17 protein-coding genes are annotated in these 22,962 nt (G+C 72.6%); 9 read left to right on the top strand and 8 right to left on the bottom strand.

From position 1 onward, the window contains the following. The first annotated feature begins 40 nt into the window (after positions 1-40). On the top strand, positions 41-2,611 hold the full coding sequence (locus E4N63_RS28635; protein ID WP_230242072.1) for a glycoside hydrolase family 3 protein: 2,571 nt from the start codon (positions 41-43) through the stop codon (positions 2,609-2,611). 204 nt (positions 2,612-2,815) lie between these two features. Further along, entirely contained in the window at positions 2,816-3,031 is a 216-nt protein-coding gene (locus E4N63_RS28630; protein WP_230242069.1) for a hypothetical protein, read from the top strand. Here the strand turns inward: E4N63_RS28630 and E4N63_RS28625 are convergent. Next, positions 3,028-3,621 (bottom strand): hypothetical protein, encoded by a 594-nt coding sequence (locus E4N63_RS28625; RefSeq protein ID WP_230242067.1) that lies wholly within the window; start codon positions 3,619-3,621, stop codon positions 3,028-3,030. The genes E4N63_RS28630 and E4N63_RS28625 overlap by 4 nt on opposite strands. A gap of 112 nt (positions 3,622-3,733) precedes the next feature. Between E4N63_RS28625 and bla the strand changes: the two genes are divergently transcribed. Continuing rightward, positions 3,734-4,693 (top strand): class A beta-lactamase, encoded by a 960-nt coding sequence (gene bla / locus E4N63_RS28620; protein ID WP_230242065.1) that lies wholly within the window; start codon positions 3,734-3,736, stop codon positions 4,691-4,693. 75 nt (positions 4,694-4,768) lie between these two features. On the opposite strand, the gene E4N63_RS28615 is transcribed toward bla, so the two are convergent. The 3 genes from E4N63_RS28615 to E4N63_RS28605 form a co-directional block, all read right to left on the bottom strand. Next, a complete protein-coding gene (locus E4N63_RS28615; RefSeq protein WP_125626651.1) occupies positions 4,769-6,001 on the bottom strand; it encodes a hypothetical protein in 1,233 nt (410 codons plus the stop codon). A gap of 658 nt (positions 6,002-6,659) precedes the next feature. Further along, positions 6,660-8,123, bottom strand: coding sequence for an HNH endonuclease signature motif containing protein (locus E4N63_RS28610; RefSeq protein ID WP_230242063.1), 1,464 nt, complete (start codon positions 8,121-8,123; stop codon positions 6,660-6,662). Positions 8,124-9,000: 877 nt separating this feature from the next. Then, the gene (locus tag E4N63_RS28605) at positions 9,001-9,282 is read right to left on the bottom strand and encodes a cellulose binding domain-containing protein (protein WP_185831328.1); all 282 of its coding nucleotides are present in this window, start codon (positions 9,280-9,282) and stop codon (positions 9,001-9,003) included. Between the two features lie 33 nt (positions 9,283-9,315). On the opposite strand from E4N63_RS28605, the gene E4N63_RS28600 reads away from it, so the two are divergent. Continuing rightward, positions 9,316-9,585 (top strand): hypothetical protein, encoded by a 270-nt coding sequence (locus E4N63_RS28600; protein WP_230242061.1) that lies wholly within the window; start codon positions 9,316-9,318, stop codon positions 9,583-9,585. A gap of 298 nt (positions 9,586-9,883) precedes the next feature. Here the strand turns inward: E4N63_RS28600 and E4N63_RS28595 are convergent, their stop codons facing one another. From E4N63_RS28595 to E4N63_RS28585, 3 genes are all read right to left on the bottom strand, one after another. Next, a complete protein-coding gene (locus E4N63_RS28595; RefSeq protein ID WP_230242059.1) occupies positions 9,884-10,819 on the bottom strand; it encodes a PHB depolymerase family esterase in 936 nt (311 codons plus the stop codon). 403 nt (positions 10,820-11,222) lie between these two features. Continuing rightward, positions 11,223-12,305 (bottom strand): PaaX family transcriptional regulator C-terminal domain-containing protein, encoded by a 1,083-nt coding sequence (locus E4N63_RS28590; RefSeq protein WP_308188757.1) that lies wholly within the window; start codon positions 12,303-12,305, stop codon positions 11,223-11,225. 59 nt (positions 12,306-12,364) lie between these two features. Then, the gene (locus tag E4N63_RS28585) at positions 12,365-13,765 is read right to left on the bottom strand and encodes a cytochrome P450 (protein ID WP_230242055.1); all 1,401 of its coding nucleotides are present in this window, start codon (positions 13,763-13,765) and stop codon (positions 12,365-12,367) included. A 583-nt stretch (positions 13,766-14,348) separates the two neighbouring features. On the opposite strand from E4N63_RS28585, the gene E4N63_RS28580 reads away from it, so the two are divergent. Both E4N63_RS28580 and pntB read left to right on the top strand, forming a co-directional pair. Further along, positions 14,349-15,911, top strand: coding sequence for a Re/Si-specific NAD(P)(+) transhydrogenase subunit alpha (locus E4N63_RS28580; RefSeq protein ID WP_230242054.1), 1,563 nt, complete (start codon positions 14,349-14,351; stop codon positions 15,909-15,911). Between the two features lie 7 nt (positions 15,912-15,918). After that, the gene (pntB, locus tag E4N63_RS28575; protein WP_125625823.1) at positions 15,919-17,337 is read left to right on the top strand and encodes a Re/Si-specific NAD(P)(+) transhydrogenase subunit beta; all 1,419 of its coding nucleotides are present in this window, start codon (positions 15,919-15,921) and stop codon (positions 17,335-17,337) included. Positions 17,338-17,474: 137 nt separating this feature from the next. Here the strand turns inward: pntB and E4N63_RS28570 are convergent, their stop codons facing one another. Then, positions 17,475-18,794, bottom strand: a complete 1,320-nt coding sequence (locus E4N63_RS28570) for a sodium:proton antiporter (RefSeq protein ID WP_230242053.1) — start codon at positions 18,792-18,794, stop codon at positions 17,475-17,477. A 290-nt stretch (positions 18,795-19,084) separates the two neighbouring features. On the opposite strand from E4N63_RS28570, the gene E4N63_RS28565 reads away from it, so the two are divergent. From E4N63_RS28565 to E4N63_RS28555, 3 genes are all read left to right on the top strand, one after another. Continuing rightward, positions 19,085-20,086, top strand: coding sequence for a LysR family transcriptional regulator (locus E4N63_RS28565; protein WP_230242052.1), 1,002 nt, complete (start codon positions 19,085-19,087; stop codon positions 20,084-20,086). A 105-nt stretch (positions 20,087-20,191) separates the two neighbouring features. After that, entirely contained in the window at positions 20,192-21,421 is a 1,230-nt protein-coding gene (locus tag E4N63_RS28560) for an acetyl-CoA C-acetyltransferase (RefSeq protein ID WP_125625820.1), read from the top strand. 410 nt (positions 21,422-21,831) lie between these two features. Continuing rightward, entirely contained in the window at positions 21,832-22,845 is a 1,014-nt protein-coding gene (locus E4N63_RS28555) for a glycoside hydrolase family 5 protein (protein WP_308188755.1), read from the top strand. The last annotated feature ends 117 nt before the right edge of the window (positions 22,846-22,962 follow it).

Genomic DNA, 22,962 nt, shown 5'->3' with positions numbered 1-22,962 from the left:
CCGCCCCCAGCAGTCCCCCGCCCGCACCCGAGGAGGATCGGTGCCACCCTTCGCCCACTGGCCCGCGTGGCCACGCGTCGAGTCCGCCGTGCCGGCCGACCCGGCCGCCGAGGAGCGCGTCCGCTCGATCCTGGCGCAGATGACGCCCGAGGAGAAGATCGGGCAGCTGATCCAGCCCGAGCTGGCCGAGCTGACGCCCGAGGACGTCCGCGCGTACCGGATCGGCTCGGCGCTCAACGGTGCGGGGATCTGGCCGGGCGGCAACCGGCACGCCGATCCGGCGGACTGGGTGAAGACGGTCGACCTCTACTGGGAGGCGGCCGAAGCGGCCTACGCGGACCGGCCGTTCCGCGTCCCGTTCATGTGGGCCACCGACGCGGTGCACGGCCACAACAACGTGTACGGCGCGACGATCTTCCCGCACAACATCGGCCTGGGCGCCGCCCGCGACCCGGAGCTGCTGCGCCGGATCGGCGCGGCCACGGCCCGCGAGATCGCCGCGACGGGGATGGACTGGACGTTCGCGCCCACCGTCACCGTCCCGCGCGACCGCCGCTGGGGCCGCTACTACGAGGGCTGGTCCGAGGACCCGGAGCTGGTGCACGCCTACGCGGGCGAGATGGTGGCCGGCCTCCAGGGCGGCGGCGGCCCGGACGGTCCGACCGCCGGGGCCCGGGTGATCTCCTGCGTCAAGCACTGGGTGGCCGACGGCGGCACCGCCGAGGGCGGCGACCGCGGCACCTGCTTCACCTCCGAGGACCTGGTGCGCAACATCCACGCCGCCGGTTTCATCGCCGGGCTGGCCGCGGGCGCCCAGTCGGTGATGGCCTCCTTCAGCAGCTGGGAGAACCCGGCCAACTACGACCACTCCCCACACCACGGCCCGCCGTACAACGCCAAGGTGCACGGCAGCCGTTATCTGCTCACCGATGTGCTCAAGAGCGCGATGGGCTTCGACGGCATCGTCATCAGCGACTGGGACGCCCACGCGGAGGTCTCCGGCTGTTCCATCGGCAACGCCAACTACGCGCTCAACGCCGGGCTGGACGTCCTGATGGTCGCCGGGCGGGAGGCGTGGCAGTCGGTGTACCGCAACGCCCTCGCCGGGCTCCGCGACGGGGAGATCCCGGCCTCCCGGATCGACGACGCGGTGACGCGGGTGCTGCGGGTGAAGATGCGCGCCGGTCTGTGGGAGCGCCCCCGGCCCCGCGACCGGGCCCTGACGCACGACACCGCCGTTCTGGGCTGCGCGGAGCACCGGGCGCTGGCGCGGGAGGCGGTGCGCAAGTCGGTCGTCCTCCTCAAGCACACCGGCGGAGTGCTGCCGCTGCCGCGCTCCTCCCGGGTGCTGGTGGCGGGGAGCGGCGCGGACGCCATCCAGAAGCAGACCGGCGGCTGGACCCTCACCTGGCAGGGCAATGACGTCGAACTGCCGGACCTGCCGGGCGCCGTGACGATGGCGGGAGCGGTGCGGCAGATCACCGGCGAGGGGCGCTGCACCGTGGACCCGTTCCCGGGCACGGTGGACCCGACGGCACACGACGTGGCGCTGGTCGTCATCGGCGAGGACTCGTACGCGGAGATGCGCGGCACCGTCAAGCCGTGGCGCTCCCTGGCCTACTCCGAGCTCAAGGCGTCCTACGCCCGCGATCTGGAGACCCTGCGGCGGCTGCGCGCGGCGGGGCTGCGGGTGGTGACGGTGATGCTCACCGGCCGCCCCCTGTACACCACCGAGGAGATCAACCTCTCCGACGCCTTCGCCGTCGCCTGGCTGCCCGGCACCGAGGCCGGGGGCATCACGGACGTCCTCTTCGCCGGCCCGGACGGGGAGCGGGCCCACGACTTCCGCGGCCGGCTCGGCTTCACCTGGCCGGGCAGCCGCCGCGCGTCGGCCGCCAACCGGATCCCGCCGCACATCCCCGGCTACCGGGTCCCGCCGGAGGAGCAGGAGCCGGCGGGCGAGCACGCCCCGCTCTTCCCGTACGGCTACGGCCTGTCGCTGGACGACACGGACCCGCACCGCCACCCGCTGCCGCTCGACACCTTCGAGGACACCACTCCCCCGCCCCCGGCGGCCGGGCCGCTGCCGGTGCTGGGCGCGGGCTCCGGGTACCGCTTCCGGATCGGCGGCCACAACACCTGGTCGCGGGTGGACGTCTCAACGGAGGAGCCGGTGGACTGCCTGATCGTCCGCTCCGAGCCGGGCGGACCGGACGATCCCCCGGGCACCCTCACCTTCGCCTTCAAGGGCTATCCGGTCGCCTTCGTCTACGCCGAGCGGCCGGAGCCGGACGCGCAGCCGCTGGACCTGCGCGGCTACGCGGAGGCCGGCGGGCGGCTGGCCTTCCGCCTCCGGATCGGCGAACCGCCCTCCCAGCCGCTCCTGCTGGCCTGCCACGACGACTACCCGGCCCAGCCGGGCCTGGACCTGACGGAGCGGCTGGGGGGCCTCGCACCGGGCCGGTGGCACGAACTGGCCGTCCCGTTGGCTGAGTTGGCGGAGCTGGGCATGGATCTGCGCCATGTCGACGTCCCGTTCATGCTCTACACCGAGGGAACGGCGGTCGTCTCCGTCGCCGAGGTGCGCTGGCTGCCCGGCGGGGAGGGGTGAGCCGCCGATGCCCTTCCGCTCCCCGCCCCGCCCCCGTCGCCCTCTCCGTCCCCGTACTCCGGGCCGCCGGGGCCACCGCCGGTCCCTTCCTGGGCCGTCCGCGGCGAGCCGCCCGCGCCGTCCTCCGGGCACCGGGCCCGCGCGTCCCACCGGCGGCGCCGGATCGCGCGTGTCCCGGACCGCTACGAGCGCGTGTTCAGCTCGGTGACGACCGCCGCGGCGGCGGTGGCGGTGCTGACCCTGGCGGGCGAGGTCCGCCCGGCGCCCCCGCCGGCCGACGGCACGGATCCGGCCGTCTGTGACGCGGCCCCCCGGTACGGAACGGCGGCGGACCGCCCGGCTCCGCCGCACCGGCCGCCCGTTCACGGGCGGGACCTCACCACCGCCCTCGGCCCGCTGACCGGCCACCACACCGGTTAGCCCCGCAACAGCCCGGGCCGCTCTTCCGCCCCCGCCGGGCGGCCCGGGTCCGCGGGCCGGTGCGCGGGGACCGATCCCGGCGCACCGGCCCGCACCTCCGGGCACACCCGATCAGCCGTGCCCGCCGGCGCGGGCCCGGGCCGGGAGTCCCGCGCCCTCCCTGCGGAGGGAGCGCGCGGGCCCGGACCCGCACCGGATCGGACCGGGCGCAGCACGACCGGCCGGGACACACCGGGTCCCGACCCAGGAGATCCGTGGAGGATCCGCAGCAGACCGGTGCCCCACCAGACGAGGGCGGCGAGTTCCAGCAGTCCGCTGACCCCGACGACGGCGAAGGAGAACGGATGCCGGTCGGTGAGGGTCTGCAGCGAAACCCGCAGCGCGCAGCCGACGTTGATCAGGACGAACGGGCCCGTGAGCGAGTTGAGGGTGCCGGGGTGGATGCCGCGCAGGGTGGGCGCCACGCGGGCCGCGACCCCCGTGATCATCATCGAGACGAATCCGACGGTGATCGCGTGCCGGAACGCCCCGTAGTAGGCGTGGCTGAACGCGAGACCGCTGACCAGCTGGTACACGGGCATCAGCAGCATGACGAGCGAGAGCAGAACCGGACACGGCCCGGGTGCGTCTAGGGGATTGGTCTGGTCCACCTGTACCGGGCCCGGTCAGTGACCACCCCCTCACCCGTCAGGAGTCACGGTCTTGAACACGGCACACGGAACCCGTCCGGCCCGCCGCGCGCTGTTCGTCCTGGGCGCCGGAGCGGCCCTGGCCGCCTGCGTCCCCTCGGGCGGAGCGGCCTCGGCGGCCTCGGCGGCAGGACCGGAGTCACCGGCCTCACCCACGGCGTCGCCGCCGCTCTCCGGACGCGCGCGGGAGGCCTCCCGGCGGCTCCGGGCCCTCGAATCCGAACACGGCGCACGGCTGGGGGTGTTCGCACGGAATCTCGACACCGGTGAGACCGTCGTCCGCCGCGCCGACGAGCGGTTCCCGATGTGCTCGCTGTTCAAGCCGGTCGCCGCCGCGGCGATCCTCCGCGACCACGACCGGCGCGGCGAGTTCCTGGCCCGGCGCATCCGCTACGGCACGACCGATCTCGTCGAGCACTCCCCCATCACGGGCAAGCACGTGGCGCAGGGCATGACCGTCGGGGAACTCTGCGACGCCGCCATCCGCTACAGCGACAACACCGCCGCCAACCTCCTCCTCCGCGAACTCGGCGGCCCGCGCGCCGTCACCCGGTTCTGCCGCTCGGTGGGCGACCGCACCACCCGCCTGGACCGGTGGGAGACGGAGCTCAACTCGGCGGAGCCGTGGCGGATGGAGGACACCACCAGCCCCCGCGCCATCGCCCGCACCTACACCCGGCTCATCGTCGGCGACACGCTCTCGTCCGCCGACCGCGAGCGGCTCACCGGGTGGATGCTGGCCAACACCACCAGCGGCGAGCGCTTCCGCGCCGGCCTGCCCGCCGACTGGGACCTGGCGGACAAGACCGGCGGAGGCGCTTACGGCACCAACAACAACGCCGGCGTCGCCTGGACCCCGGACCGCGCCCCGATCGTGCTGGCCGTCCTCACCACCAAGCCCGCCCCCGACGCCGCACCGGACAACGAGCTGATCGCCGAGACCGCCGAACTCCTCGCGTCCGCCCTGGGCTGACCCGGGTGCCCCGGACGCCCCGGGCATCCCGCGCTCCCGGCCCGCCGGCCACGCCCGGGCCGGGAGCGCGGCGGACTACCTCCGGTCGGCGCCGCGCACGATGTCGAGGAGATCCGAGGGACGCGGAATGCCGATGCCGTACGTCACGACCAGGGCCGTCGTGACCGTGACACCGAGCAGCGGACCCATGACCTCCGCCGGCACACCGCTCCACGAGGCCGCCCCCAGCACCCCCAGCACCAGGGCACCCGCCGCGGCGAACCGGAAACCCGCGCGGTCGACGACCGGTTCGGCCCCGGCCAGGTCGGCCTCGTCCAGCAACTCCCCTATCCGGCCCTCGGCATAGCGCTCGGCGATCGTCAGCAGCATGACGGCCAGATCGCGGTAGGCGGCGTCACTGTCCCGGTCCTGTCTCACCTCGACGGCCCGGAGCGCGCCGACGACCCGCGCGGCATGGGCTCTCAGGTGCCGCTTGTGATGACGCCGGACGGAACCGTTGCGGGTGCGGTACGCCCGACGGATCACACGCTCGGCCACCCGCAGGGAGACCCGCGGCGGTGTGCCGAGCCGGGACCTGTTCTCCCACGTCCGGCAGGCGCGCGCGCTCTGCACAGCCGCCGCCACGAGCACCACCACGGGCCAGTACCGACGCCCGGGCGCCGCGGAATCGGGCGAGGACGGCAACTCCTCACCGGCGGCCGTCCCGGAGTGCAGCACCGACGCCAGCAGCGGACGGACTATCAGAAACAGAGCGAGGAGCAGCAGAAGCAGCATCGCGGAGACGCGCACCGCGCCGAGCGATCCCAGCGGGTCGCCCAGGTACCCGGCCACCGGCGCGCCGATCCTCTCCTCCACCTCTGCCACGAACAGCCGTGCCGCGTCCGCGAGTTCCTGCCGGGCCTCGGACAGGGAGCCGCGGAAGGACGAGGCGGATTCGAGCAGGATCCACACCTCCGCTGCCCCGTTGAGGAGCACCACGGGCACCACCACGAAGACCAGGAGCCGGAACGGAACCGTGGCCAGAAGGCTTTTCCACCAGTGGGTGATGCACAGCGGAATCCGGTACGGGTCGGTCGCCACGCGGTCGCCCACCACCGGGAGCAGGACGTCCCTGGTGTCCCGAATGAGCCGGCCGGCGAACTCCCGCACCAGCCCGGCCCGCAGTCGCAGATACGGCCGGACGACACGGCGCCGCAGCCACGGCTGGGCCCACTCCCGGACGGTGGAATCCGTCCATGCCACCAGCATCGTCAGCGCCACGACGACTGCCATCAGCACGGCGTCCGGGACCGCGGACAGGGCACTCATGCCGGAAGTATCCCCGCCCCGCCCCTCACCCGGAGCCCGGTCGGCGAACTCCGGGCGGCACGGAGCACTCCGCCCGCACCGTCTTGAGCAGCGGACGGGTCGGGTCCGACGCCTCAGCGGTCGGCGAGGGCGGAGCCGGTCACGGCGAGAGAGGCGGAGCGAAACGGCCAGCAAGCCCCGGCCCGATTCAGGCTCTGGGGCACCGGGTGGGCGGCGCGGCGGTGGTCGCGGATGCGTCGCGGGCTGTCCGGTGCCGGGCTGGTTAGTTACGGCGCCGGGTGGGCGGCGCGATGGTGGTGGCGGGTGCGTTGCGGGCGGCGGGTGTCGTTTTGGTGGGGGTTACGGCATCCGTGTCGGGGTGGGCCGGTGGTCGGTCGTCTATCCGGTGCCGCGCGCGCCCGGGGTCGTTGGGAAGAGCGATGGCGTGGCTGGTGCCGGTGGGTGGTTGCGGGGGCACACGCGCGCCTGGGCTTCTCGGCTCACCCGCCATCGTGGCGGGCTGTCGGTGGTCACGGTCGTGGCGGGTGACGGCGTGGCGGGCTCGGTTCTCTCCTCTCGACGGCTGCCGGTGGGTGGATTCTGAACACGAAGCACGCGCGTTGACGCCGAGGTGGCCGTTGCCGGTGCGCGTTGACGCCGAGGTGCGCACATGGCCCTGTCATGTCAGGTGTACACCCAATGGTGGCCCGGGACGGGTTCTCGGTCTTGGGCAGGGGTGTGGGCCCCTCCGCACGGTGGCGAAGGGGCTGATGCCGGTGGCTGCGGCCCGCTGCGGGCTGGGGCTAGGGGTGTGGGGTGGGTTGGTGTAGGTGTGGCCGGTCGGTGCCGTCCAGCGGACCTCGCCGGTATCGGGGTCGCGCTGCACCTGCCATTCGGTGCGGTGTTTGAGGAGATGGTGGCGTCGGCACAACGGCATCAAATTGTCCGGCTCCGTCGCCCCGCCCGCTTGCGGGTCCTGGTGGTTGAACGGCTCGATGTGATCGAGGTCGCAGCGGTGAGCAGGCATGTGGCAGGAGGGGAAGGTGCACGTCATGTCGCGGGCGATGACGTGGCGTTCGGTCTCGGCGGTGGGGTGGTAGGTGGTGGGGTCGGTCTTGACCAGCAGCCCGGTGGCGGGGTGGGTGATCAGACGGCGCCAGATCGTGCCCGGAGCGAAAGCCACCTCCCGTGCCGCGGTGGCGCTGACCGGGCCGTAGCCCTTGAGCTGTGCGGGCTCCTCATCCACCCCGATCAGGGTGTCCATCGACACCGTCACCTGCACCACCGCTGCCGACCGGCCACCCGGGGTCGGGTCTCCGGTGGGGCGGTTGACGACCAGGTCGTACAGGGCGTCCACCCGCTTCTGGTTCAGGGTGCGCCCGTCCTCGGTGAACGTGGCGGCGTGCGCGTCGACGGCCGCGTCCAGTTGGGCGGCCTGCGGGGTGGTGAGGAACGCGGTCCAGGTGGCCATACCGTCCTCGGCGGCCCGGTGCCAGATCGTCCGGTCCTCCCGCCGCCGGCGATGCCGCACCTCCGCCCCCCGCGGATCAGCCTTCAGGACGGCGCGGTTCAAGGCCCGCCGGGTCTGGCCGACGGACTGGCCGGGCATCTTGGGCGCGACCATCGCCTCCACCACACCTGCGGCCTCGGGGTCGAGGGTGCCGGTGACCTCCGCCACCGCCTTCGCCTGCAAGTAGCAGATCTCCCCGCGCTCCAACAGGCCCACCGTCGTGGGAAACCGCCCCTCCAAGGCGGTGGCGACCGCCAGGCGGTCCGCGGCCGTGTTCCCCGACAGCTTCAACGCACAGGCCACATCCTCACAGGCGAAGTTCCAGTCATAGTCCACCCACCCGACCTCATTCGGCGCCGCATCCAAAGCATCCGCCTCGATATCCGCCAGCAGACCAACCTGCTGCGCCTGGATCCACGCCACATGCCGCTCCCAGGCCTTCAAAGCATCGATCCGCCCAGTGGTGGAGAGCTGCCCGCGCTCCAGCAGAGCAAGCATCGCCGCCGTCTGCGGACCGGGTACGGCCGACGCCAGATGCGCGGCCCACTCATCCGCCGTCACCGGCTGTTCCGGCGAGCCGGTGGTTTCGGTCGTGGCCGTGTCGTCATGGTCGAGCAACGTGGCCTGCATCATGTCCCCCCGTCCGGATCACACGCGTGAACTCCCGCCCTCACGAAGCGGGTTCATACCCCCATTTTCCGTCACGGACGGTGATGAATCCAGGTCCAGAGCATGGAACCACCCGAACGAGTGATCGAAAGCGGAACCGGGAACTCCACCCATGGCCCACACCAAACACCAACAACGCCACCCACCCACGACCACGACCACGACCACGGCCACGGCCACCAGCAGCCCGCCACGACGCAGAGAGCCGGAGAACCCGAGCGCACAGCGCTTCCGCGCCCCCGGCCGGGCACCAGGTCATCGCCGATGCCCCACCCCCAACCGGTCCTCACCGCCAGAACGCCACCGAGAACCCCACCACCCCGAACCCCGATCCCAGCGGCGGCCGACACCCCACAGCAGCCACGACAACCGCCCACGACCGCCACCATCGACAGCCCGCCACGACGGCGGGTGAGCCGAGAAGCCCAGGCGCGCGTGTGCCCCGCAACCACCCACCGGCACCAGCCACGCCATCGCTTTTCAAGACGACCCCGGGCGCGCACGGCACCGGATAGACGACCGACCACCGGCCCACCCCCGACACGGATGCCGTAACCCCCACCAAAACGACACCCGCCGGCCCGCAACGCACCCGAGGCCACCATCGCGCCGCCCACCCGGCGCCGTAACCCCAACCAGGCACAACAACCGACAGCCCCCTCAACGCAGCAGCGCCGCGCACGGCGGGCAGCCACGACGGCCGCGCCGCAGTCGTACCAGCGTCCGCAGTGCTGCACTCGGCGGCGATACGGTTCGCCGCCGACGGGTGAGTCGCCGGGAGAACCGACGGCGGGGCGGTACCGGTGCCGCCGGTACCGCCCCGCCACTTTCGGGCTCAACCTCAGTGCACGTAGCAGACGTTGGCCTCGGACGGCGGTGGGGTGCCGTTCTTGACGAAGAAGCCGAACGTGGTCGACTCGCCGGGCTCCAGCGTCCCGTTCTTGTCGGTGTTGCCGAAGGCGACGGCGAGACCGTAGCCGCTGAGCACCGTGCGCCAGTGCTTCTCGATGTTCGCGTCGGGCGAGATGGACGAGTGCACCATCCAGTTGCCGATCTCGGTCTCGCCGGAATTCGTCACCGTCACCTTGGCGCGGTAGTCGTCGCCCTTGGTCGTGATCTTCACCTTCGCAGCGCATTTGCCGCCCGCACTCGCGGAATGGCCCTGGTGGGCGGCGTCCTGGCCCTGCTTGTCCTCCTTGTCCGCAGCTGCGGCTTCGGTGTGCTCACCGTGGCCGCCGCCGTGATCGCCGCCGTGATCGCCGTCGCCGGTCTGCTCGCGGGTTTCGGTCCGTGTCCCGGCCCCGGACTGCGCGCCCTCTGCGGCGGTTCGCTCCCCGGCATCGCCGGAGCCGCCGGATTCGCCGGAGTCGCCCGTGAACACCGCCAGGAGGAGGACGGGAAGGGCGACCAGCAGGCCGAACAGTGAGAGCCTGCGCCACAGGCCGCTCCGGATTCCGGTTCCGGAGCCGCCGTCGTCTTGCGCGCGCGAGGGTCTCAGGGATCGCTTCATGGGTGGTGCCTCTCCCTTCGGGGGGTGGAGATCCGGCGCGCGTGGGGGAAGGAATGCCGCCGGACCAGAGCTGTGGGAGCGCTCCCAGAAAGGTAACCGCCCAGCCCGCTCAGGGAAATGCCCGGGGCGGAAGACGATGCGGTACGCCTCCGGCCGGCTGCCCGCCTCCACTCCCGCCGAGCGGGGCGGGCAGCCGTTCCCACCACCCGGTCCCTCAACCGGACAGGCCGAAGAATTCGACGGCCGAGGCGGCCATGCCGCTCATCGGCAGGCTGTGCCCTGCGCCCTGGACGCTGATGGATTCCACCTTCACCTCACCGGCCTGGTCGGCGTAGCGCTGCCGCGACCAGGTGGGCTGCGGCTGGTCCGTGGAGGTCGGCGTCTGGCTCAGCCCGAAGACGTTCGTCCACTGTTCCGTCTCCTCCCGCAGAAGCTGGAACGGGATGAGGGTGTCGTTGGTGCCGTGCCACAGTTGGACGCGGGGACGGGTACCGGTGTGCCCGGGGTACGCCTGCCGGACGGCGTTGCCCCAGTCCTCCGGGGTCCGGTCCATGGAGCCGCCCACGCACTTGCTGGTCCACGGCGGGAAATCGGCCTCGTTGGCGAAACAGGTGAAGGGGACGCCCATGAACACCGTTCCGGCCTCGAACACGTCCGGGTAGAGGGCGAGGAGGGCGTTGGTCTCCATGCCGCCGGAGGAACTGCCGGTGACGAAGACCCGCTCCGGGTCGCCGTTGTAGCGCTGCTTCGCGTAGTCGACCATCGAGACGATCGAGGCGGGATCGCTGCCGCCGCCGCGGCGCTTGGACGCGTCGGACCACACGTCGAAACAGTTGGACATCGCCGTCTGCTTCGTCGCGGTCGGGTAGACGACGATGAAGCCGTGCTGGTCGGCCAGTTGCCCGAAGCCGCCCGACTGGTGGAAGCCCGGCCCCGACCCGCCGCAGCCGTGCATGGCCACCACGATCGCCGGCTGTTCGGGACGGGAGTCCGGCACATACAGGTGCATCCGAAGATTGCCGGGGTTGCTGCCGAAGTCGGTCACCTCCACCAGCGACGCGGCGGACGCCGGTGAGGGAGCGGAGATGCCCGCGAGGAAGAGCAGCAGGCTGCCGGCCACAGCCGCCAAGAGAGATCTGAGACGCGTCATGTGGGCCTCCTGTGGGGGGGAGTTGGTGACCCGACGTTAGACATTTCAGTGGCGATCAACAAGGATTCGCCGAAGGTTGGCCGAAGGGTGTTCCGCGGCCGCCGGATTCTCGTCATGATCGGGCGGGCGGGAGCCGGCCGGGTATCTGACCCGGGCGACGGTCCCCGAGGCGGGTCTGCGGGATTCCGGAGATCGCCCGGAGCCGCCCGTCCCGGAGCCGCTCCGGTCGGTATCTGCGCCGGTATCTGCGCCGGTTCCTGTACCGGTTCGGGGCGCGTACGGCTCCGGGGCGGCGCGCCCGTACACCCCGGTGGAGGACGTGTCCGTCCCGTGCGCCGGCAGGCACCCGAAGCCGGACCGCGATCCCGTCCGCGTCCTCCGCACCGGCCGGCGGCGGCTCGCGTTATCCGGCCGCCGTGGTGTCGAGCAGTTCCGCCGCCAACGTGTCTGCTGCGGGCAGGAGTTGGGGCAGCGAGGTCCGGAAGAGTTCCTGCGCCCGCACGCCCGGCCATTTCTCGGTGAGCAGATCCCGCGGCAGCCGGGGATCGTGACGGATCAGCAGCAGCCACTCGGCCGTCAGCCGGGTCCGGAGCGCCAGGCCGTCGCGCTCGCCGAGCTCCGCGCCGGACCAGCGGTCGGTGAAGCGGCGGTATCCCGCGGCCAGCGCGGACAGGTCCCAAGCCTCCCGGACGATCCTGGCCGGGTCGGTCCACAGGGCCGCCTCGGCCCGGAACACCTCGGCGTGGTCCAGCAGGTCCAGCCGGGCGAGCGTGTCCGAGAGGTCCGCCGCCCGCGTCGAGACCCACAGGCCGCTGCGCAGCGGCCCGAATCCGGCCCAGCCGAGGCGGGTGCGCAGCGCGTGCCGGTCCGCGCGCCGGCTCTCCGGCACCGAGAACGCCAGCAGCGTCCACCGGCCGTCCCAGTGCCGGTCGACGACCTCCGCCTCCAGTTTGTCCCGGCCGTCCCGCAGCACCGCCGTTCCGTGCGGCGTCAGGCCGAGATACGCCCGGCGGCCCCGCCGCACCGAGCGCAGCAGGCCGCGGCGGGCCATGCGGGCGGCGGCGGCCCGGGTGGCGTGCTCACCGACGCCGAGCTGCCGCAGTACGGCGATGACGCTGCCCGTCGACACGGCGACCCCGCGGTCGAGCACATAGTCGCCGAAGAGGGCGAGCAGGAAGCTCTCGGGCCGGGCGGTCTGCCCGGCCCCGGCCGCGGCTGGGGCGCCGGCTTCCGCCGCGGTCCAGGCCCCGGCCGCGCCGTCCCCGCGCCGTCCCCGCGGCTTCTCCTCCCGGCACGTTCCCCGTCCCCGCCTTCCGCCCGGTCCGGCCCGGCCCGGACGAGTCCAAGCTACCCGGCCGGGGCGCCACCGATGCCGGCACCCGGGGTACCGCCGCCGGGCGGGCGGTCCGTACCGTACTGCGGCCCGGCCCGGCAGCCCGACTGCCGTCGTCCCGCCTGCCGTTGCCCACCCCGGTGCCGGACTCACGGGACAGGACGGCTGGGCGGGCCGAGGTGCGGGGCGGCGCACCGAGCGCCCTCCGCCGGTCAGTGGACGGTGAACCGCACGCCGAACGGGTTGAACGTCGCCGGGAGCGGGCGGCACGGGCTCGGACGGACACGGGAGGCGAGGCGGTACGTCAACCTCTCCCCCAGCATCGCCGCCAGCCAGGTGCTGGTGTGCAGCAGCACGATGTTCTCCCCCGGGCAGACGCCCGGACCGCCGCTGAACGGGACGAGCGCCGGGTCGGACCGGGCACGGCCGTCGAGCCACATGCCGGGGGTGAACCGGTCGGCGTACGGGGCGTGCGGGTCACCGCGGTGGAAGTACGGGGCGTAGGCGAGGACGGTGGTGCGGGCCGGCACGGTCCGGCCGTCCCACTCGATGTCCTCGGTGGTCTGCCGCAGCACGGCGGGGGTCGTCGGCCAGAGCCGTACGGTGTCCAGTACGCAGGCCCGCAGGAACGGCAGCGTCCGCGGGGTGCCGGGGCCGGTGCCGCCGATCTCGTCCCGGGCGCGTCTGCCGTCCTCGGGATGGGTGGTGAGCAGCGCGAGAGTGCGGAAGACCGTCATGCCCGCCGCGTCGAAGGCGAACAGCCAGTGCGCGATCTGGCTGACGGGGTCGGCGCCGGTCTCCTCCGCACGGGCCATGGCCGCGGCCGCGAGCGTGTCCGGGCCGGCGCCCTCCGCCCGCCGGCGCAGATGCTCCAGGAAGCGGGCGCGCAGGGCACGCCGCCGCGGCAGCAGGACGGACCAGTTGGCCGCCTCGCGGAGCCGTCCCAGCTCTTCGGTGAGCCGGTGGTCGTCGCGCGCGGCGTCACCGAGGACAGTGCGCCGGACCGTCCTCCACCAGTACGCCGCGAAATCGTCCCAGGCCAGTTGCCCGGTGACGGCACACCGGTCGGCGAGCAGGCGGGCCTCCTCGCCCACCGTGCCGGCGACGGTCGGGGCGAGGTGGTGCAGCGGCCGGTCGGTCTCCAGCGCCTCCTCGTTGAGACGGCGGCGGGGTGCGCGTTCCGTTCCCCGGGTGATGAGCGAGCCGTGCGGCTGGAACTGAGTGAGCGCGCCCCGTTTCTCCCAAGAGGCCGGGCCGAAGGGCCGCGGTGTCCCGTCGAGGACCCGCCGCACGTCGCCCGGATCGAGGAGGAGCAGCACGGAGCGGCCGGCGAGACGCATCAGCAGCGGGCCGGCGCCGTGCCGTTCACGCAGCAGGCGCACCGTCGCGACACCGCCCCGGTCGAGCTGGAGACGTTCGGCGAGTGCCATGACGCGGGGCCGCCGCTTGATCACCCCCACCGAGAGCAGCGGCAGCAGGACCTCGGTGGTGAAGCGCACCTGCTCCGCCGTACCGGCCTTCCGCGGTCCGGCGGAGACGGCGGGCTCGGGCGCGGGGGACGGCGGCATGGTGACTCCGGCTCGGTCGTGGGCGGACGGGCGGCGGTCGGTCATCGGACAGTCCGGCGGACAGTGGAACGCCGGACCGGCAGACCGAGGGCCGGCGGTCCCGCGGCTCCGCCGAAACCAGCCGAACAGACACGCGGTCAGTCAGCCGATCGGCCGAACGGGACGCCCGCCGGGCTTGTCCGGGTACCCGGCGGTTGGGCACGGAAACGACGCCGGACGAGGCCCGTCCGGTTCGAGAGGGTCCGTCCTTCCGGGCGTCTCAGCCTGCGGTCGCTCCGGCCGTGAGTCGTGCCACACGGGCCGGTTGGCCCTTCCGCGCACGACCCGCTCTGTGACCGCTCACAAAGATTCAAAAGCCCTGGTGTGCGCCTGATACGGGACCCCGTGCTCCCTTGCCCCGTGTGAGAACAGCGGGCTAGCCTGCCCACGCTCGAGACCGATCAGCAGGTTCCGCTGCCCGGATCCGCCCAGTTGGAGCCTGCCCGGCACGAAGCATTCCGGGCCCCGTCAACGACGACGTACGGCCTCCGCCAACGGACGACGCGGATCTCACCACGCACCCTTCGGCCACCCGAGTGCACCCGCACCGGGGAGGCCCGGAGGAACGTCACAGAAAGAGGTCGGATCGATGGTCCAACGGCTCGGTGTGGTCGCGGAGTCGGCCACAGGGGAGACGCGCGTCGCCGCGACCCCGGACACCGTGCGCCGGCTGATGAGCCTCGGCTTCGACGTCCTGGTCGAATCCGGCGCCGGTCAGCGGTCGGATTTCGCGGACGAATTGTACGCCGAGGCCGGCGCCAAGATCGGCAGCCGCGAGGACGCCTGGCGGTCCGATGTCGTCCTCAAGGTCGACCCGCCGACCGCGGAGGAGATCGGCCGGCTGCGGGACGACGCGACGCTGATCGGCATGATCGGCCCAGCTCTCCGCCCCGAACTCGTCGAGACGCTCACGCAGCGCTCGATCACCGTCCTGGCGATGGACGCGGTGCCCCGGATCTCCCGGGCCCAGTCGCTGGACGTGCTGAGCTCGATGGCCAACATCGCGGGCTACCGGGCGGTGATCGAGGCGGCCCACCGGTTCGGCCGGTTCTTCACCGGCCAGGTGACGGCGGCGGGCAAGGTGCCGCCGGCGAAGGTGCTGGTCGCCGGCGCGGGCGTGGCCGGCCTGGCGGCGATCGGCGCGGCGAAGGGCCTGGGCGCGATCGTCCGGGCGACCGACCCGCGTCCGGAGGTCGCCGACCAGGTGCGCTCGATGGGCGGGGAGTTCCTCGCCGTGGAGGTCGAGCAGGAGGCGAGCGCCGACGGCTACGCCAAGGCGACGTCCGAGGACTACGACCGGCGGGCCGCGGAGATCTACACCGAGCAGGCCGCCGAGGTGGACATCGTCATCACCACCGCGCTCATCCCCGGCCGCCCGGCGCCCCGGCTGATCACGGCCGAGCACGTCGCGAGCATGCGCCCCGGCAGCGTGATCGTCGACATGGCCGCCGCGCAGGGCGGCAACGTCGCGGGCTCCGTCGCCGGCGAGGTGGTCGTGACGGACAACGGCGTGACGATCATCGGCTACACGGACCTGCCGGGCCGGCTGCCCGCGCAGGCCTCGCAGCTCTACGGCACCAACCTGGTGAACCTGCTCAAGCTGCTGACGCCGGGCAAGGACGGGCAGATCGTCCTGGACTTCGACGACGTGGTGCAGCGGTCCATGACGGTGGTCCGCGCGGGCGAGAAGACCTGGCCGCCACCGCCGGTCCAGGTATCCGCCGTGCCCGCACCGCGGCAGCCGGACGCCGCCGCGCGGCCCGCGGGCGAGGGGTCCGCGGCCGGGGCCCGGGGCAAGCAGCCGATGCCGCGGAACCGCAAGCTGGCGATCGGGGGTCTGAGCGCGTTCGGCCTGTTCCTGCTGACGGCGTTCTCGCCGAGCCAGCTCGCCGGCAACTTCACGGTGTTCGTGCTGGCCATCGTGATCGGCTACTACGTCATCGGCAGCGTGCACCACGCGCTGCACACGCCGCTGATGTCGGTGACCAACGCGATCTCCGGGATCATCGTCGTGGGCGCCCTGCTGCAGATCGGGCACGGGAACACCGTCGTGACCGTGCTGTCGTTCGCCGCGGTCCTGCTGGCGAGCATCAACATCTTCGGTGGCTTCGCGGTCACCCGCCGCATGCTCGGCATGTTCTCCAAGGACTGAGGCCTCCATGACCGTCACCACGGCCGCGCAGGCCGCTTACATCATCTCCGCCGTGCTGTTCATCCTCAGCCTGGCCGGACTCTCCAAGCACGAGACCGCACGCTCCGGCGTCGTCCTGGGCATCTCGGGCATGGCGGTCGCCCTGGCCGCCACCATCGCGCTCGCCTCGCAGAGCATCTCCGGCACCGGCGCCGCCCTGCTGGCCGCCGCGATGGTGATCGGCGCGCTGATCGGGCTCTGGCGGGCCCGCATCGTCGAGATGACCGCCATGCCGGAACTCATCGCCATCCTGCACAGCTTCGTCGGCCTGGCCGCCGTACTGGTCGGCTGGAACGGCTATCTCGAGGTCGCGGGCCATTCCGCGGAGGACGGCGGGCTGACCGGGTCGCTCCTCGGCGTCCACCACGCCGAGGTGTTCATCGGCGTCTTCATCGGGGGCGTGACCTTCACCGGTTCGGTGGTCGCCTTCCTGAAGCTGTCCGCGCGGATCAAGTCCAGCCCGCTGATGCTGCCGGGCCGGAACGCGCTCAACCTCGGTGCGCTGGTGGCCTTCGCCGTCCTCACCGTCGTCTTCGTCGTCGGGCCGAACATCGGTCTGCTGATCGCCGTCACGGCGCTCGCCCTCGCCCTGGGCTGGCACCTGGTGGCCTCCATCGGCGGCGGTGACATGCCGGTGGTCGTGTCGATGCTCAACAGCTACTCGGGCTGGGCCGCCGCCGCCTCGGGCTTCCTGCTCAACAACGATCTGCTCATCGTCACCGGCGCGCTGGTCGGCTCGTCCGGCGCCTACCTCTCGTACATCATGTGCCAGGCGATGAACCGCTCCTTCCTCTCGGTGATCGCCGGAGGCTTCGGCATCGAGGCGCCCGTCGCCTCGGACGCCGAGCAGGGCGAGCACCGTGAGATCAGCGCCGAGGAGACCGCCGAACTGCTGCGCGAGGCGTCGTCGGTCATCATCACGCCGGGATACGGCATGGCCGTCGCCCAGGCGCAGCAGCGGGTGGCCGACCTCACCCGCAGCCTGCGCGACCAGGGCGTGGACGTCCGGTTCGGCATCCATCCGGTCGCCGGGCGCCTGCCGGGCCACATGAACGTGCTGCTGGCCGAGGCGAACGTGCCCTACGACATCGTCCTGGAGATGGACGAGATCAACGACGACTTCGCCGCCACCTCGGTCGTCCTCGTCATCGGCGCGAACGACACCGTCAACCCGGCGGCGCTCGAGGACGCGAACAGCCCGATCGCGGGCATGCCCGTGCTGCGGGTGTGGGAGGCGGAGAACGTCATCGTCTTCAAGCGGTCCATGGCGACGGGTTACGCCGGTGTGCAGAACCCGCTGTTCTTCCGCGAGAACAGCCGGATGCTCTTCGGCGACGCCCGGACGCGCGTGGACGAGATCGTGAACGCGCTGGGGGCTCGGGTGTAGCGGCCCCGCAGCGCACCGCGGCCGGCGGCCGGGCACCGTTCTGCACGGGCCCGGCGGCCGGCCTTCGCGCAGGCACAGCCCCTTCCCGCCGTCGCACGGCCCCGGGTTCCTCGCTCCGGCCACGGGGCGGGGTGCATTCAGCGGTCCGGGGACGAGGACCGAGCAGAGTGCGTTTTTCCTGCGGCGGAGCGCGCGCGGTGGCGCAGCAGGCGGTCGAAGCGGGTGATCAGCGGGGTGACCGAGATGCCGTGGACAACGACGGAGGCGACGATGGTGAAGGTCACCACCGCCCACAGTTCACCGGCCGTGGCACCGCCGAACTCGCCTTCCCCCAGCGCGTAGGCGAGGTAGAACAGCGAGCCGATGCCGCGGATGCCGAAGAAGGCCGTCAGGCCGCGCTCCCGGGCGCAGCTCCCGTCCCCCAGTTGTCCGAGCCAGCCGGCGGCCGGGCGGATCACCAGCAGCAGGAGCAGGCCGGTGGCGGCGCCCTGCCAGGTGAGCGGGGCCAGGCCGCCGAAGGCGACGAATCCGCCCAGCAGGAACAGCAGGATGACGGTGAAGAGCCGTTCGATCTGCTCGATGAAGTCGTGCAGGACCTTGTGATAGCCGTGGGCCCGTTCGGCGGCCCGGATGGCGCAGGCGGTGACGAAGACGGCGAGGAAACCGTAGCCGTGGAGGATCTCGGTGACGCCGTAGGAGAGGAACGTGGCGCCGAGGGCGACGAAACCCTCCTTGTGCTCGGAGAGCCGGAGGGCCTTGAAGGCGGCGCGGAAGAACATCCAGCCGAGCAGCCGCCCGACGGCCAGGCCGCAGACCACGCCGATGGCGCACTTGTAGAGAACGTCGACGAGCGCCCAGTGGCCGATCCAGTCCGCGGACCAGCCGGTGCCCGCGGCGGCGGCCAGCGCGATGGCCGCGCCGACGAAGGGGAAGGCCAGTCCGTCGTTGAGTCCGGCCTCGCTGGTGAGGCCGAAGCGCACCTCGTCCTCGTCGTGTTCGGCCTCGGTGGGCTCGCCCACCCGCACCTCGGAGGCGAGGACGGGGTCGGTGGGCGCGAGGACGGCGCCGACGAGCAGGGCCACGGCCGGCGGCCAGCCGAGCAGCAGCCATCCCGCGAGGGCGACGGCTCCGATGGTGAGCGGCATGGTGATGCCGAGCAGGCGCCAGGTGACGGCCCAGGTGCGGAGCCCGAAGGGCCGGTTGATCGCGAGCCCGGCACCCATTAGCGAGATGATCACGCAGATCTCGGCGGCGTGCTCGACCCAGCCGCGGTGCGCGACCGGGTCGAGGGCGGGGAGCGACACCGGCAGGACGTACGGGAGCAGGTAGAGCAACAGCCCTCCGCCGAGGAACACCATGGGCAGGGACAGCGGCAGGCGGGCCACGGCGCGCGGGAGGACGGCGGCGAGGAGGGCACCCAGCCCGAAGAGGGCGAAAATCCAGTCGATCAGGGTCACCGGGTGCTTGTGCCCCGTTCCGGGCTGCGGAAGACCACCGCGGCGGGTGTGACGTGCGGTGTCGCACGGTACGAGCGGCGCCGGGCGGGCCCGGCGCGGCACCGGTGAGGGCCGGTGGGCGGAACGGGCCGTGGCCCGCGCCTCACCGGACCGGCATTGATTGCCGATCCGGGCCCAAATAGGCTCCCCTTGAGACGTCCATCCGAATAGCGGCGTCAGGAGCCCCGGGGCAGGGGACAACGGGTGGCGCGCCCCCGGGGAGCGCGCCCCGGAGCGGAGCCGGGCGGACCGTGGAACTGCGGCATCTGATCTCTTTCGTGGCCGTCGCCGAGGAACTGCACTTCGGCCGTGCCGCCAAGCGGCTACGGATGGCGCAGCCGCCGCTCAGCCAGCAGATCCGGCAGCTGGAGAAGGAGCTGGGGGTGCAGCTGTTCGAGCGCAGCACCCGCTCGGTGCGGCTCACCAGCGCGGGGCAGTCCTTCCTCAAGCCGGTGCGGACGGTCCTGGACGATCTCGACATCGCGGTACGCGTCGCCAAGGCGGCCGGGGAGGGTGAGTACGGGCGGGTGACGGTCGGCTTCGCGGGCGCCTCGTCCCATGCCACGCTGCCGCTGCTGACCCGGGCGGTGCGGGCCGCGCACCCGGGCATCGAGCTCGTCATGAAGGGCCAGACCTACGCCACTGTGGCCCTCGACCGGGTCGCCGACGGCTCGCTGGACCTGGGGTTCGTCCGGCTGCCGGTGAACCGCCCCGGCATCGCCTCGCGCTTCATCGGCGAGGAGGAGTTGCTGTGCGCGCTCCCCTCGGACCATCCGCTGGCGGAGCGCGAGCGGATCGCGGTGGCCGACCTGGCCGCCGAGCCGTTCGTCACCTTCCCGGCGAACGCCGGGTCCACGCTGCGGGACGCGACCCTGCGGGTCTGCGAGGAGGCCGGTTTCCGGCCGCGCACCGTGCAGGAGGCGCCGGATTCGTACACGATCCTGGCGCTGGTGGCGGCCGGGGTCGGGGTGACCCTCACCCTCTCGTCCTGCCTGCACATCCAGCAGACGGGCCTGGTGCACCGCCCGCTGGACGGGCCGCCGGTGCGGCTGCGGTCGGCCCTGGCCTGGCGCAGGGACAACCCGTCGGCGGCCCTGCGCAGTGTGCTGGCGGTGGCGGAGGAGGCCCTGCCGACCCCGCCGACCCCGCCGGGCCCACCGGGCCCGGACGGTGGCGGTGCGGCACCGGACGGAGCTCACCACCCCACGCCGGTGTACGGACGGCCCGGCCGTCCGGGAGCGCCGAGGGATTGATACGGTCCGCGTCCGAATCTTTCCGAGATCGGATATTGGACCGGAACAGTCCGGGGTGAAAAGGTCGGGCATACGTTTGCCCTCCTCCCCGGAAAGGCCCCTGAGATGCCCGGACAGTCCTCCGACGTCGTCATCTGCGAACCCCTGCGCACCCCCATCGGGCGGTTCGGCGGCGGCCTGGCGGGTCTGCGGGCCGCCGGACTGGCCGCGCATGTCGTCGCCGAGGTCGTCCGGCGGACCGGCATCGACCCGGAGCGGGTCGACGAGGTGATCCTCGGGCACGCCTATCCGACCTCCGACGCCCCGGCGATCGGCCGGGTCGCCGCCCTCGACGCCGGGCTGCCGGTGTCGGTGACCGGCTCCCAGATCGACCGCCGCTGCGGCTCGGGCCTCCAGGCCGTCCTGGACGCGGCCATGCAGATCCGGGCCGGCTTCAGCGACGTCGTCGTCGCCGGCGGTGTCGACGTGATGAGCGCCGCGCCCTTCTACACCCACGACGCCCGCTGGGGCATCAAGGGACCGGGCCTGGAACTGCACGACTCCCTGGCGCGCGGCCGGGTCACCGCGGGCGGTGTCAACCACCCGGTGCCGGGCGGCATGATCGAGACGGCGGAGAACCTGCGCCGTGAGTACGCCATCAGCCGCGAGGACCAGGACGCCCTGGCGCTCCGCTCCCAGCGGCGGGCCGCCCGGGCGATGGAGACGGGTCTCTTCGAGGACGAGATCGTGCCGGTGCCGGTGCGGACCCGAAAGGGCGAGACGGTGGTCTCCACCGACGAGCACCCGCGCCCCGACACCACCGCCGAGCAGCTCGCCGGGCTGAAGCCGATCATGCTCAGGTCCGACCCGGAGGCGACCGTCACGGCGGGCAACGCCAGCGGCCAGAACGACGCGGCGGCGGCGTGTCTGGTGACGAGCGCGGAGACGGCGGAGCGGCTGGGCCTGACCCCGCTGGTCCGGCTGGTCTCCTTCGCCCGGGCGGGCGTTCCGGCCGGGACGATGGGCATCGGGCCGGTCCCGGCGACGCGGGCGGCGCTCGGCCGCGCCGGCCTGGAGCTCAAGGACATGGACCTGATCGAGCTGAACGAGGCCTTCGCCGCGCAGGCGCTCGCGGTCACCCGCGAGATGGGACTGACGGAGGCGGACCACGAGCAGCGCATCAACGTCAACGGCTCGGGCATCTCCCTCGGCCACCCGGTGGGCGCCACGGGCGCCCGCATCCTGGCCACCCTGGCCCACGAGATGCGCCGCCGCGAGGCCCGCTACGGCCTGGAGACGATGTGCATCGGCGGCGGCCAGGGCCTGGCGGCGGTCTTCGAGCGCGTGGGCGCCTGAGCGGGCTGACACACCGGCGCCGGAGGCGGGCCGCCGCCTCCTCCGAAGGGGCGGCCCGGCCGGGCCGGCGGGCGGGGTGTGGTGGGATGGGATGGGGCGAGGCTGCCGGGGTGAGGCCCCCACCGGCTCGCGGGCGGAGGGTTTATGCAATCCGTGTGTCCCAACCGCAGTATTTCCAGGGGCTCTTGACACTGTGCCAGGCGCCCCGTACACACTGTCCCACCCCCTCTCCACCCCCGGGATCACAGGGGCGGCATCGTTGGCCCAGTGGACGATGACAACGATGTCAGCAGCAGTAGCGGTACCGCACAGAGCGGTACCGGAACAGCACCGGGGCCCCACCACCGGTGGAGCACCGGCACAGCGGCACCACGCCCTCCCGGGGGTCCCCCACGTCAAGGAGTCGCACCATGAGCATGCGGACAGCCGCCATCGCGGCAGCCGTTCTGGGGCTGATGGCCCCCCTGGCGGTCACCGCCCAGGCCGCCACCTCCGAACCGGGCGCCCCCACCCGGGCCGCCGCCACCGGCATCCATGTCGGCGACGGCAGGATCCTGGAGCGCGACGGTTCCGACTTCGTGATGCGCGGCGTCAACCACGCGCACACCTGGTACACCTCGCAGACCACGCAGTCGCTGGCCGACATCAAGTCCCTCGGCGCCAACACCGTCCGTGTGGTGCTCAGTTCGGGCGACCGGTGGACGCGGAACGATGCACCGGACGTCCAGAACGTCGTCAGCCAGTGCAAGCAGAACAAGCTGATCTGCGTCCTGGAGGTCCATGACACCACCGGTTACGGCGAGCAGAGCGGGGCCGCCACCCTCAGCCGCGCCGCGGACTACTGGATCAGCGTCAAGAGCGCGCTGGAGGGCCAGGAGGACTACGTCATCGTCAACATCGGCAACGAGCCGCACGGCAACAACGGCTATGCCCAGTGGACGGATGACACCAAGGGCGCCATCTCCAAGCTCCGCAACGCCGGCTTCGACCACGCGCTGATGGTGGACGCACCCAACTGGGGCCAGGACTGGTCGGGCACCATGCGCGAGAACGCCCAGTCGGTCTTCGACTCCGACCCGGACCGCAACACCATCTTCTCGATCCACATGTACGGCGTCTATGACACCGCCGCCGAGATCCGGGACTACCTGAACGCCTTCACCTCCAGGCGACTGCCCATCATCGTGGGCGAGTTCGGGCACAACCACTCCGACGGCAACCCGGACGAGGACGCCATCTTCGCCGAGACCCAGTCCAGGGGCCTCGGTTACCTCGGATGGTCCTGGAGCGGCAACAGCAGCGACGTCGGCTATCTCGACATGGCCAACGGCTTCAACAAGAACTCGCTGACCAGCTGGGGCGAGCGGATCTTCAACGGCACCAACGGCATCCGGCAGACCTCCAGGGAAGCCTCGGTCTACTGATCCCGTCCACTGATTCCGCGGCGGCCCCCGGCGGCTACCGCACGGCCCGGCGCGCGGCTTCCTCCACCACCGCGCCGACGGACCGCGGAACCGGCCCCGGTACCGCCGCCCAGCGCC

It is taken from the genome of Streptomyces sp. MNU89 (assembly GCF_020982505.1).
GTDB classification, from domain to species: Bacteria; Actinomycetota; Actinomycetes; order Streptomycetales; family Streptomycetaceae; genus Streptomyces; species Streptomyces xinghaiensis.
This window is presented reverse-complemented; position numbering and strand designations above follow the sequence as displayed.

Excerpts from the sequence above, each read along its gene's own strand:
- E4N63_RS28625 (WP_230242067.1), bottom strand. The coding sequence starts at position 3,621 with ATGCTGCTGATGCCCGTGTACCAGCTGGTCAGCGGTCTCGCGTTCAGC.
- E4N63_RS28615 (WP_125626651.1), bottom strand. The coding sequence starts at position 6,001 with ATGAGTGCCCTGTCCGCGGTCCCGGACGCCGTGCTGATGGCAGTCGTC.
- E4N63_RS28610 (WP_230242063.1), bottom strand. The coding sequence starts at position 8,123 with ATGATGCAGGCCACGTTGCTCGACCATGACGACACGGCCACGACCGAA.
- E4N63_RS28600 (WP_230242061.1), top strand. The coding sequence starts at position 9,316 with ATGGCCCTGGTGGGCGGCGTCCTGGCCCTGCTTGTCCTCCTTGTCCGC.
- E4N63_RS28595 (WP_230242059.1), bottom strand. The coding sequence starts at position 10,819 with ATGACGCGTCTCAGATCTCTCTTGGCGGCTGTGGCCGGCAGCCTGCTG.
- E4N63_RS28585 (WP_230242055.1), bottom strand. The coding sequence starts at position 13,765 with ATGACCGACCGCCGCCCGTCCGCCCACGACCGAGCCGGAGTCACCATG.
- E4N63_RS28580 (WP_230242054.1), top strand. The coding sequence starts at position 14,349 with ATGGTCCAACGGCTCGGTGTGGTCGCGGAGTCGGCCACAGGGGAGACG.
- pntB (WP_125625823.1), top strand. The coding sequence starts at position 15,919 with ATGACCGTCACCACGGCCGCGCAGGCCGCTTACATCATCTCCGCCGTG.
- E4N63_RS28560 (WP_125625820.1), top strand. The coding sequence starts at position 20,192 with ATGCCCGGACAGTCCTCCGACGTCGTCATCTGCGAACCCCTGCGCACC.
- E4N63_RS28555 (WP_308188755.1), top strand. The coding sequence starts at position 21,832 with ATGAGCATGCGGACAGCCGCCATCGCGGCAGCCGTTCTGGGGCTGATG.